Source organism: Nitrosomonas sp. Is37 (assembly GCF_033063275.1).
GTDB lineage: Bacteria > Pseudomonadota > Gammaproteobacteria > Burkholderiales > Nitrosomonadaceae > Nitrosomonas.
On the sequence record NZ_JAWJYP010000002.1, the window covers coordinates 198752 to 210884 of the forward strand.

At 47.6% G+C, this 12133-nt stretch carries 10 protein-coding genes and 2 pseudogenes; 6 read left to right on the forward strand and 6 right to left on the reverse strand.

What is annotated here, in order from left to right:
- Nucleotides 1–23: 23 nt before the first annotated feature.
- From R2Q26_RS01945 to R2Q26_RS01955, 4 genes and pseudogenes are all read left to right on the forward strand, one after another.
- The gene (locus R2Q26_RS01945; protein ID WP_317534722.1) at nucleotides 24–2495 is read left to right on the forward strand and encodes a multicopper oxidase domain-containing protein; all 2472 of its coding nucleotides are present in this window, start codon (nucleotides 24–26) and stop codon (nucleotides 2493–2495) included.
- 211 nt (nucleotides 2496–2706) lie between these two features.
- Nucleotides 2707–2889 (forward strand): hypothetical protein, encoded by a 183-nt coding sequence (locus R2Q26_RS01950; protein WP_317534723.1) that lies wholly within the window; start codon nucleotides 2707–2709, stop codon nucleotides 2887–2889.
- Between the two features lie 544 nt (nucleotides 2890–3433).
- Nucleotides 3434–3571 carry a hypothetical protein gene (locus R2Q26_RS15410; RefSeq protein ID WP_176969701.1) on the forward strand — a complete coding sequence of 46 codons (138 nt, stop codon included), beginning with the start codon at nucleotides 3434–3436 and terminating at the stop codon, nucleotides 3569–3571.
- Nucleotides 3555–3824: pseudogene (locus R2Q26_RS01955) on the forward strand (IS3 family transposase); the annotation flags it as partial. The gene R2Q26_RS15410 and the pseudogene R2Q26_RS01955, both read left to right, overlap by 17 nt.
- A gap of 130 nt (nucleotides 3825–3954) precedes the next feature.
- Here the strand turns inward: R2Q26_RS01955 and R2Q26_RS01960 are convergent.
- The 3 genes and pseudogenes from R2Q26_RS01960 to R2Q26_RS15415 all read right to left on the reverse strand — a co-directional run bounded on the left by R2Q26_RS01960 (nucleotide 3955) and on the right by R2Q26_RS15415 (nucleotide 6088).
- Entirely contained in the window at nucleotides 3955–4110 is a 156-nt protein-coding gene (locus tag R2Q26_RS01960) for a hypothetical protein (protein WP_317534724.1), read from the reverse strand.
- 262 nt (nucleotides 4111–4372) lie between these two features.
- Nucleotides 4373–4918 carry a CHRD domain-containing protein gene (locus R2Q26_RS01965; protein ID WP_317534725.1) on the reverse strand — a complete coding sequence of 182 codons (546 nt, stop codon included), beginning with the start codon at nucleotides 4916–4918 and terminating at the stop codon, nucleotides 4373–4375.
- A gap of 370 nt (nucleotides 4919–5288) precedes the next feature.
- Nucleotides 5289–6088: pseudogene (locus R2Q26_RS15415) on the reverse strand (IS5 family transposase).
- 305 nt (nucleotides 6089–6393) lie between these two features.
- Here R2Q26_RS15415 and R2Q26_RS01975 point away from each other — a divergent pair.
- A complete protein-coding gene (locus R2Q26_RS01975) occupies nucleotides 6394–8568 on the forward strand; it encodes a cytochrome-c peroxidase (RefSeq protein ID WP_317534727.1) in 2175 nt (724 codons plus the stop codon).
- Between the two features lie 279 nt (nucleotides 8569–8847).
- Here R2Q26_RS01975 and R2Q26_RS01980 read toward each other — a convergent pair whose 3' ends face one another.
- Nucleotides 8848–9168: a hypothetical protein gene (locus tag R2Q26_RS01980; RefSeq protein ID WP_317534728.1), complete on the reverse strand. Its 321-nt coding sequence runs from the start codon at nucleotides 9166–9168 to the stop codon at nucleotides 8848–8850.
- Between the two features lie 91 nt (nucleotides 9169–9259).
- On the opposite strand from R2Q26_RS01980, the gene R2Q26_RS01985 reads away from it, so the two are divergent.
- The gene (locus R2Q26_RS01985; RefSeq protein ID WP_317534729.1) at nucleotides 9260–10195 is read left to right on the forward strand and encodes a zinc metalloprotease HtpX; all 936 of its coding nucleotides are present in this window, start codon (nucleotides 9260–9262) and stop codon (nucleotides 10193–10195) included.
- A 258-nt stretch (nucleotides 10196–10453) separates the two neighbouring features.
- Here the strand turns inward: R2Q26_RS01985 and R2Q26_RS01990 are convergent, their stop codons facing one another.
- Together R2Q26_RS01990 and R2Q26_RS01995 are read right to left on the reverse strand one after the other, a co-directional pair.
- Nucleotides 10454–11605 (reverse strand): S1C family serine protease, encoded by a 1152-nt coding sequence (locus R2Q26_RS01990; RefSeq protein WP_411182303.1) that lies wholly within the window; start codon nucleotides 11603–11605, stop codon nucleotides 10454–10456.
- Between the two features lie 210 nt (nucleotides 11606–11815).
- On the reverse strand, nucleotides 11816–11968 hold the full coding sequence (locus R2Q26_RS01995) for a hypothetical protein (RefSeq protein WP_317534731.1): 153 nt from the start codon (nucleotides 11966–11968) through the stop codon (nucleotides 11816–11818).
- Nucleotides 11969–12133: the final 165 nt, after the last annotated feature.

Sequence of the window (12133 nt, forward strand, 5' to 3'; positions counted from 1 at the left end):
TATTCAAACAAAAGGAGGTTCCTATGCAATCAATAAATTTGTCTGGCAGCTTGGCAGCTCCTGCTACCAAATATCATTCAGCTACAAGGCCACAGCACCGACGATTAAACAGGGTGCAGAAACAAATGAAGGGCCTGGGAGTTTTTTTCTGTCTAACTGCGGCATTCCTGTGCGGTACCTCGTTAGCGCAAACAAGTGGCGGCTTTGACATTCCGACTGGAGCGCCACCGAGCCCACTTTTTGGCGCCACTCCTTTTTCGCAAAAAATGCTGCTGCTTGAGGAAATGGGCTCAAAGCCCCTGGTTGAATGCCGCAATTGCACCTCGACTTTACCGCAGCCAAACAATATCAGGAGTTCTCCAAATGGAGCAGCACTCGATGCGTTTCTGAGGGAACCGATCCATCCCTTCCCGATGGAACAAGCGAATATAGTACTGCCGAATCCTTGGCAGGATTTGATTGAAACCCATACCGGGCCGCTCAATTTTACGGCAATCGAAGGGCGTCCACCCGGCGAATTTTACGCCCACCAGCGCTTTGATGAATTCTTTCCACAGGTATGGGTACAAACAGCCCAGTCTGGCGTGCGCAGAAACGAGGGGCTGCGTAATGATCAGCAGCGACATCGCTATGCTGTAGGTGAATTTGCGCCAGGTGGTCTCTACCATAACACTACAGGTCGTGCCGGTTTTGAAGGGACCACTGTGGGTATTCAGGTACGTTTTCATCCCAATTTGCCGATCCAGCAACCTAATTCGGTATGGACATTTGACGGGACATTCCCGCCGAAATTAATCACGGTGCGCTATGGGGAGCCCATCCTGTTTCGCCATTACAATGCGCTGCCAATCGATGAGGGTGCGAACAACGGTTTTGGCAGGCATACCATCACAACGCATGAGCATAATGGCCACCATCCAGCAGAAAGTGACGGTTTCGCAGGAGCTTTCTTCTTCCCGGGGCAGTTTTATGACTATCGCTGGCCTATGATCCTCGCTGGGCACGATACCATCAATACGGACAAATCGGATCCCAGAGCGGGTGCTCCCGATGGGAAGGGCGGCATCATGCGCATCCGTGGGGACTTCCGCGAAACCATGAGCACGCATTGGTTCCATGACCACATGCTCGATTTTACGGCACAGAATGTCTACAAGGGCAACGCTGCCATGTCAAATTTCTACAGCGCACTCGATCGCGGCAACGAAGGGCTGGATGACGGTGTCAACCTGCGTTTTCCGAGTGGCACCGCCCTCGATTGGGGGAATCGTGACTATGACATTAACTTGATGGTTGCGGATAAAGCCTGGGATCAGAGTGGTCAGCTTTTCTTCAACATTTTCCAGACCGATGGCTTCCTCGGAGATCAAATGTTGGTGAATGGGTTGTTCAAACCGTTCTTTGAGGTGCGGGCGCGCCGCTACCGTTTCCGTATTCTGAATGTCAGTGTGGCGCGCTGGTTCAAAATTGCGCTGGTAACCGCAGCCGGCCAACGGGTACCATTCCATATGATCGCCAATGACGGTAATGTGATGGAGCATGCTGTTCGCTTTCCAGATGCTATTCTTCCGTCACAGGGTATCGCAGAACGCTATGACATCGTTGTGGATTTCAGTCAATTCCAGCCCGGTGACAAACTCTATTTTGTCAACGTGCTGGAACATCAAAATGGTAGGCGGCCTAATCAAGAGATCCCGCTGGAAGATATCCTGTCAGGACAATATCAGGGTGATCCAGCAGTGGGCAAGTTTCTTGAGTTCCGGGTACAAGCCTACGATGGCACAGATTTGAGCATGAATCCTGCTGATTTTGAGCCGGGCAAGAAACAAATGATCCCGCTGCCGACATTCACCGCGGAAGAACTCAATAATGCAACGCATCGCACGTTTGTATTCGGACGTTCGGATGGCGCAGATGATAAACCATGGACCATCAATACCGATGGCGGGCAAGGGTTTACTATGGATCCGCGTCGGCTATCTGCTGCGCCTAACAAGGGCGGCGTTGAAATCTGGCACCTTGTGAACGGTGGCGGCGGCTGGGCTCACCCGATACATCCTCACTTCGAGGAAGGGCAGATCCTGAAAAGAGGCGGATTACCTCCCCCTGAGTGGGAAAGATTTGCGCGCAAAGATATGTATCGTATCGGTGATTTGTCAGATAGCCTTCAAAGCGTCGATATAGTAATGCGCACGCGGGAATTCACGGGTTCATATGTGGAGCATTGCCACAATACCACGCACGAAGACACCTCCATGCTGTTGCGTTTTGACTCCCAGAATCCGGGCCAGCTCATTGCCATCCCCACGCCGATACCGGACTGGGATGGAGTGGTCTATGTGGAAACCAATACCACGGATGTGCCAACCTTCAAAATCGGTGATCTCGACGCGAAAGCAAATAGAGTCGGTTTGGAAGTAGTGGGTAATGAAAATAACGAAAATACCGGCAATACCGGCAATAACGGCAATAGCGGCAATAGTGGAAGTAACTGAAATAATGGAAATAACAGGTTGGGGGAGGGAGGCAACGTGAATAATGGTAAAGGCCTTAATAAAGGCGGCAATAACGATGTGTAATATCCAATACTGGTAATCTTTATGTCAGCTAGAGCTCTGTAGGCGAGCATGACAATGGGGATACAGGCCTAAAGGAAAAGGTCGCAATAAATGAGGCAATGATTGTTAAGGAGAAGCCTGCTGGACTATGGAGATCAAGGTTTCCAGCCGGATTCTTCCTCTTTCCAATTACATTGATGCTGCTGATGTTGCTGACGTCAAAAAGGCAGCGGACTATTTTCCAGATATCCCTCTTGTAAATGAGGGTGGAAAAGATGTCCGCTTCTTTTATGATAATCAGCTCAATTCCAATAAACCCTGTCACACATAGGCACGTGTACGATAATCAAATCCGAAATTTAGCTAGCCCGGATATTTCACCAAACCGGCCTTTACTGCAATGCGAAAGTTGATGAGCAAGCGTTTCCGGATAGATTTATGCAAATCCAGTTTGTACCGTTAGTCTATGCAGGCATTGGCGGGAAATTTCGGTATTTTTCTACCACTACTTCGCGCCAATAATCGCAGATATTGGTTTGACGCGGGATACTTAAACCTGCTCGCAAATCTCTTTGCCATCTTATTTATACCGTCTGATTCACCTTCGTATCATGTTTGATTTGGAAATAAAATTAAATCGTAGTAAAAACTTAGAAAACAGTGCTGTAACACATATAATTGTCAATTGATTCAGACTCTTTTAGTTTTTATGATGGTAACCATCAGCAACGACCAGTAGATCGTGCGGCCAGCTCCGCTGCCTGTACTCAAGTGCGAAGCAATTCCGCAACACTCCACACTTGCGCGATTGAGGTATGCTGAATTTCCTGGAGTCCAAAGTTTCATAAAATATAGACATGAAATGAAGGACAAGAATGGAACAATTACCGCGAACACGATATAGCCAGGAATTTCGTGAGCAATCGATCAAGTTTTTTAAAGAAAGTGGGGCTGCACCTCAACGTACTCGAGAGACCTATAGTGCGAAACGCTTAGCTGGGTTTACGTTGTAAGCAAAAACGCAAATTTAAGGGAACAATCGATTCTAAACATCATTTACCGTTCACACCCCCTAATATTCTGGAAAGAGGGTTTTCTGTTAGCGCACCTTACAAAGCATAGGCCAGCGATATCACCTATATTCCTATGGACGAAGGCTGGCTATATTCTTACTGGAATGAAAGGCCCCTATTTAACAGGGAACTGGTGGGTCATGCCATGAATGAAAGAATGACAACGGATCTGGTTATACAGGCTTTGTTTCGTGTAGCAAAATAGAAAATTGTCGAATATATAGAAGATCTTTCATAACTGGCAGCGCAAGCAGGTAGCGATAAAGTATCCCCGCACACGCATCCGGCACGCTGGCCAAGAAGAAGCCGTTACCCTTCTGCCTTTAACACCACTTCGATCTGTTCAGAGCCACCCTCATGGCCTTGGATGGCTCTGTCATCAGCTTCACGACGTGCCGCCCCGATACATAAATGCAGAAATGAATACCCGTTTCAACCAGCTCGGCACCAATAAAAAAACGCTGACTACCTATCACCATGTCTTCTGCTTCTTAGTTCGTTCTAATTGCTACCTCAAGTCACCTTAACATTCGCAGTTTCTCCCTTGCGCACCAGCAGTATGAGAGAGCGTGACACCACTTCGAGTCCCTCCTCCCTCTTCCAGAGTCTGCACAACTGCCTCCCAGTCTCGGATTCAGAGTATCCACCAGAATCCGCCAGCGACCAGGTTTTTGCAAGATCGGGAGCGAATAATCAATCACAGTATTCTCCTCGCCTGTTCATCTTAAGATGATTTGTTTGCTAATTACCCGTTACTATCTGTCCCCGCACTTCGCCGCCGGGATGAGCATTGCTATGAATATTCACATAGGTATTCCCTGCGTGCATCGCTTCGGCCAGATCTTTTAAAGTTTTTATGTCTTGTTGAATAGAGTTCATACATGTGTTTGCGACAATATTTGCGTCAGTGAGTGTCGCCTTGATTTCCACCATGCCATCGACCCCGCCGGTAATTACACCTGATAGAAAGGCTACTATCGGTCCATTCTTGCCTACAGCCCCACAATGAATATGCGCTCCTGCTTGACCAAGTAACCCTACCGGCTCATCTCTAGAGCTTTGAGCCTTAAGCTCGTACGCCATCTCTGTGAGCTCTTGATTAAATGCAAAGTTCGCTTTTCCTTGTACCTGGGTAACCACAGGAGGAACTTCCTGGTCTCCGGTAAGCTTAGCCGTAATATAGCCTTGCAAAAACAGTTGTTCAACAGGGGTAAGCCTAATAGCCATGTCGCTACTATAAACGTTTCTAGCGAGAAGTATAAGGACTAATAGGTAAGATACTGTCATAGCTGTTTTCATGATTTGATCTCCTTTTGGTTATTGAATGTCTTTCTGTGAAAGACTCTTGATTGAATCTAAGATAAGAGATAGGAGTAATAAATGCTTTTATTAAACTCTAATGGTTTTTAAATAGGTTATTGAAATATGTAAATAAAAAAAATACGTGCAAACACGTAGAAATCAGCTTTATCGACAGTTGATCAAATATTTTTTTGACTGAAGTTATGCAATATTCCAAAAGTTAAGTGTATTTTTGTCTTTCAGTTAATTCCATATCTAAATCAAACCTGACTTTGTCGGCTTCACCTTGCCGTATTATTTATACTGTCTGCGGCTCGCCTTCGTGTCATCTTTGATTTGGAAATGGAACTAGAACTTATTTCATAAATCGCAGCAGTCTGCGCATCAGGATCATCGAGAAGGCGAGATGAACGAAGGCTGTGAAACGCTCATAACAGCGATCCCAACGGATCAGGGTTCGCTTATACTTGTTCATCCACGCAAATAAACGTTCGATTTTCCATCGACGCCGGTAGCGCCTGAGTGGGCGACCATCCTGAGTTGCCAGGCGGATACGGTTCTTTCGGTGCGGAGCAATCAGCTCGATTCCTTGGGCTGCCAGCCGCTGATCGAGCGGATCACTGTCGTAGGCACGATCTCCCACAATTCTTTGGGGTCGTCCCACGGTGATGGTCTCAGCGAGTGTCGCCTCGACAAGGATGACTTCATGTGGCGAAGCAGAAGCCGTGTGCACAGCGAGTGGAAGACCAGTAGCGTCTGCAATAACCATGAGCTTCGTACCTTTGCCCCGCTTGGTCTTTCCGACTTTGGAGCCCCCTTTTTCGCCACCGTGAAGGTGCCGTTGATGAAGCATTCTGTGAGATCGATTCCGCCTCGCTCCTCCAGATCTCTCGCCAGCGCTTCCAGTATCTTGCGCAGTACGTCCGCCTTCACTCAGCGGCTGAACCGTCGGAAGCAGGTCGAGGGAGAGGGAAATCGGTCGGGAAGATCAGCCCACGAGGCGCCTGTGCGCAATACCCAAAGTACGCCATCCATTACCGCTCGGTCGTCGTGGACTTCCGGTCTTCCTCTCCCGTCGGCACGAACCGGCGATGGCGGAATCAGCGGTGAAAGAATGGTCCATTGTTCGTCTGTCAGTCGTTCGTATCTGCTCATCCACCGGAAGTTAGCATTCTTCCGTCATTGTGAACAGCGGCATTTATGAAATGAGTTCTAGTCATGACTTTTCTCCTAGCCCATAGCCAAATTTCTTCAATTTTAATAAGAATTGAAATAAAGAATTTCCTTAGATTAAAACAAAGAAAATGCTTATTTCATTATTGCACCCCCTATTTAAGAATCAGCAACGATGATTACCCAGTTGATCTGCCATTGATTCGATCAAGTAAAGTATGAAATCTTCATAATGGAAATGACAAGAGAAATTTGAAAAAAGAACTAATTTTAGGGGGTTTTCTGGAATGAAATATTTTTTTATATCGAAGAGTAAGCTAAGGTTTATAAGTATTGTCTTTTCATCGTTTGCAGTATTGACATTATGGTTTATCCACGCACATGCGGTTGTCCCGGATGCACCTCACACATTAGAAACCCTCAAGGGAAAGATTCCCAAACTTCCAAATCTGAAGGGTATTGTTACTGACAGAGAGGCGGCGATTGCTCTTGGTAAGATGTTTTTTTGGGATCAGCAAGCAGGCAGCGACGGGCAGGCCTGCGCATCGTGTCATTTTGCGGGTGGCGCTGACACGCGTATAAAGAATCAATATAGCCCTGGCCTCCTCGATTTGCGTTTTCCTGGCGGAGATTTAGAATTCGGAGGCCTCACATCAGTGCCTAATGACACAACTGATCATAATGATTTATCACCCTTAAGTACTGCCCATCGCACGGCAAGTGGATCTCTTGCAGGTCCCAATTACCTAGCCAAGCCTGAAGATTTTCCCTTCCACCAACTGGCAGATCCACTTGATCGCGATTCTGCAATTTTATATACCACGAATGACGTATTCAGCTCACAGGGTGTCAGACCTTCTACGTTTGTAGATTTGCAGAAGGTAGTGATCCCTCATAAAACCGCTACCTTTAACGAGGTGTGTGTTCCGGAGCTAGATGCCTCTTTCATCTTTCATCGTAAGGTCGGGCCAAGGAATACGCCTACAAACATCAATGCAGTTTTTAATTTCCGTAGTTTCTGGGATGGGCGGGCCAATAATATTTTTAATGGTTTCGATCCTTTTGGAAACCGTTCTGATGCGGCATTTGTGCTCCAAAATAATAAAACTGGAGTTAAGGCAATAAGGCTCGCATTGAAAAATGCCAGCCTGGCCTCGCAGTCTCTAGGACCTCCCTTGTCGGCATTCGAGATGACGTGTGGAGGCAAGACTTTTCCCAAACTCGGCCGCAAAATGTTGAGTCGGCAGCCACTCGCATGGCAAGATGTGCACAACAATGACAGCGTGCTGGGACAACTGCTTGACGCTAACGGAAAGATTCCGGGCACCTACTCGGACCGGATACGCGCAGCGTTTAATCCAAAATGGTGGAATGGCCATGGCAGATACAGCCGTGATAATGAGGGCAATATCATAAACGATCCCAAGGGCTATACACAGAAGGAAATTAATTTCTCGATGTTCTGGGGTATTGCGATCATGCTATATGAATCGACACTCGTATCCAATGACTCACCCTTTGATAATGGCCTGCTTGCCGCGGCGGAGCAACGGGGTCAGGATATCTTTATTGGCAAGGGAAAGTGTGTTAACTGTCACTCCGGCGCGCTCTTCAACAAATCAGACGAAGGCAGAATTGAGCGTATGCTGATGTCTGAGGGCAATACTCAGCCTGCTTTCTATGACAATGCATTCTACAACATCGGAGTAATCCCAACGGTGACCGATCTCGGGGTTGGTGACAATGATCCATTTGGCAATCCGCTGTCATTCACTCGCCAGTTCATTGGGAAGAAGAGAATTGACAACTACGGGAATAATCCATGCGAATTCGAAATATTGATTCTGGCTGAAGATCCTTGTAATCGGGAAAATCAACAGGTTGCCTTGAAGACTTTGAAGAAAGGGAAAGAGCGGCAAGCTGTTAACGGTGCTTTCAAAACGCCGACACTACGCAATGTCGGGCTTACACCCCCTTACTTCCATACTGGTGGTTATGCGACACTGGAAAGTGTCATTGATTTTTACAATCGAGGAGGCAATCGTCGTGGCCATCACCAACCAAGTGATAGGCACGATACCTCGGGTACAGGCATGCTTGGTAAAGGCGATCCAGTAGCCAAGCAACATAGAGGCAGCAATCTCGATCCAGATATCACACCGCTTAACTTAACCAATGATGAAAAAAGCGACCTTATTGCATTTCTGAAAAGCCTCACGGATGAGCGGCTTGCTTGTAGTAGGGCACCGTTCGATCATCCGTCGCTCAAGGTGTTCCACGGCACCGATGAGGCGACTCAAATCGATCTGATCTTCACGCTACCTGCGACTGGCGGCACAGACGGATTGCAGTCTTGCCGTCCGAATTCGGGTAATCTGTTCCAGGAGGCAGCAGCACTTCCTCCTGATCAGGGGCTGTCGGAAGATACATTTTTGCCAAAAATGCAAAATTTAAGTTTTTGATTAATCGATAATTTATTCTCATGAAATCGCTGTTTTGATTGTTATCTGACAATCCCGATGATTGATTAGGAAATAAGGCGCAGAGTTAAAGCTGCGCCTTAGCAGTCACATTGTTAAAGATATTCCCATTACAGGGTGCAGCTTCTCCGAGAGTATATCTAGAAAGTGACACCTCTTGTACCTTAGTGTAAGTCGTTCGGTAGCTACCGTGGAAACGCAGACGATTTCCCATTAGAGAAAAAAGGATATTGATCAGGACGATTACAAGTGAAATTAAGTTTAACCTAAGAAGCGCAGTTGATCGCTTGGCTGGAGAGTTAAGTCCATGATATATAGAGACATTTTATAAATTTTCTCATTCACCAGAATGGTGAGGCCGCTACGAGGTGTCATATGTCGCTTCAGGCGCGAATGCGGCGTTGCTCTTCGTTGCAGGGGATGGCCCTGTGACCTCATCGCGTCTTGCCTCGCACCTTGATCACCACATGCTCCACCTCGTCCAACTTCGGTTTTTAGGTTTAATAATTTTTCTTTTGAGAACTTTTGAGAACAATTCGTTGCTTGATAAATTATCGCAAAGTGATCTAGCACCGTACTCATGAATAATGAACCTAATATATGCGCTACGACTCGTATTCTTGTTACCTTGGTAATGAAAAAATTATTTGACGGAGGGTAATTGGAAAAGGTTATGTTGAGTATTCGTGCACATTCTTGGGTTAACCGCTTGCAAACTTTTCTGCTGATTTGTTTGCTGCTGGGTATTTTTATTCTTGCTGGCTGGCTATTATTTGGCAAAGAAGGCTTGTGGTTGATCGCTCTGATCAGTGTAATTATCGTGCTGATACAACCTGCAGTAGGTTCGCGGCTGACACTGGTGCTCTACCGCGCGCGCCCAATTACACGCCATGAAGCGCCAGAATTATGGCATATCATCGCGTTTCTCGCGGCACGTGCTGAATTACCCAATGTGCCAACATTATATTATGTAGAAAGTCCCATGGTCAATGCATTCACTGTCGGTAACCGGCGGCAGGCTGCCATTGCGCTAACTGACGGTTTGTTGCGTTATTTATCGATACGTGAGCTTGCTGCTGTACTGGCCCATGAGACTGCCCACGTCGCGAATGGTGATCTTATTGTTATGGGTTTGGCAGATTATATCAGTCGATTGACGAGCATGCTGGCGCTGGCGGGCCAGATACTGTTGTTCTTTGCGCTGCCTTCCGTTCTACTCGGTTACGCGACAATCAACTGGCCTGTGCTGCTCCTGCTGCTTTTTTCTCCTCATCTGACTTTGCTGCTGCAACTGGGACTTTCGCGTGTGCGGGAATTTCACGCTGATCTGAAGGCGAGCGAGCTTACTGGGGATCCTGAAGCACTAGCATTGGCGCTAGCCAGGATCGAGCGAGCCAGCCGGTCTTGGCGTGCCTGGTTATTTCCTGGCTGGGGCAATCCTCAACCTTCCTGGCTCCGAACACACCCCGCCACTGAGGAACGCATCAAGCGTTTACTATCACTTCGTGCTACCTCCAATATTCGGTGGTCTGCTCAGCCTCTCTCCTATACATCGCATGAGCGGGTGCGTTCTTCACCGCGCTGGTATTTTAATGGTTTCTGGCGTTAACCCGGATATTTCGACAGGACGCGGGATGATGGTGAGGAGATTTGCGAGCAAATTTACATATCCAGCGCCAAGTCAATATCCGCGACTATTGGCGCGAAGTGGGGGCGGAAAGATGCAGCAAATCTCCCGCCAGCGCCCGCGAAGGCCAATGGTACAAATTGGATTTGCGTAAATCTGTCCGGAAATGCTTGTTCATCAACTATTGCATTATAGTAGAGGCCGGCTTGGTGAAATATCCGGGTTAGCACTATGCAAAATTTACGCACCTGGCTGTAGAACGACACCGATTTCTTGCTTTTGCCCATCGCGCACGATGGTCAGTTGTACCGTATCACCAACATTATAATCATCGATCAATGCTAGCAACTTAGAAGCGGAATCCACCTGCTTACCTTGTACGGCCACGATCACATCTTTTGGAATGATGCCACCATCAGGGGTTAAGGTTGCACCTTTCAAACCTGCTTTATCAGCCGCTGAGCCCGGGGTTACACGCAACACGACTACACCTTCAATTTCCAGCATGGCCGTGATGCGCTCATTAAGCCGTTCATCGACTTCAATTCCCAGTGTCGGACGTATGTATCTACCATGGGAAATGATTTGCGGTACTACGCGCATGAGAGTATCGACCGGCACGGCAAAACCGATGCCGACAGATGCTCCACTTGGACTATAGATCGCTGTGTTAATGCCGATTAAGCGTCCCGCCGAATCCAGGAGAGGCCCACCCGAATTACCAGGATTGATAGCTGCATCGGTCTGAATTAAATGTTGAATGGGGGCAGCGCCGCTTTCGCTGGTAAGCGAGCGATCCAATGCAGAGACAATACCCGTGGTCAGCGTCCAGTCGAGTCCAAAAGGGTTACCGATGGCGAACACCTTTTGCCCGACTTTCAGATCATGACTGGTGCCTATTGGAACAGGGGGTGGGCGTTTAAAACCTATGCCGATTCTCAAAACTGCAATATCGTGTGCTGGACTTACGCCGACCAGCGCAGCTTTATAGTCACGCCCATCAGCTAGCTTGATCGTTGCTTCACTGGCACCCTCGATCACGTGAAAATTAGTGACGACATGGCCAGCATCATCCCAAATAAAGCCCGAGCCTGTACCTCGAGGAACGGCAAAAACATTGCGCGTCCAGATATCTTGCACTAGCCTGACTGTTGTGATAAATACGACCGAGTCACGGGATTTTTCGAAAAGCTCAATGGTCGCACGCTCATCTGCAGCCAGATCGCCACGCGCAGTAACCGTGCGTACGCCACCCACTTTAGGTGTGAAAAGTGACTCGATGAGGGGCAATGACCACCATAGCAGCGTCAAAGTAATAATGACCAACGTAAATGCTGTCAGTCGGCGCACAAAAGGATCAGAACCTGGAGGGGGAGAGGAGATGGGACGCATAGTCATTTCTCTTATAATGAAAATTATTTGTGACTGAGATAAGGCATAGAAAACACTACATTCTAGTAAGAAAGCTTGCAGCTGAACAGTAAAAAGAATCCCATTTTTTTCAAGGAGAAATCTTCCTTAACAGGTTGTTGAGAAACCCACCCGCTCGGGCAGAATCTCACAAAAATTTTTCTATTTTGAGAAGGAGATTCATCGATTCTGTCAGAGTGATTGCTGCGAGCTTTGCCCCCACAAGGGCTGTTCACGACCCATCCGAACGACAACTAGCCGCGTACATCGAATACAGCCTGCCTCATCGCTGGTTTGTTGTGCTGGATATTGGTGATCGAGTGTAGAATCATAGACCTTGCCCATAACCAAGAGCGTCTGCTGGACAATGCGCTATGGTTGGGATGCTCGGATCGAAGCGGCTACAACCATATGGGTCTAGAGCATTCTGCATTTAAATAGAGTCGATAAGGGATTCTCAAAGGATGAGATATAGTTGATGATCTTGCTATAAGGAGGTGACATATGCCA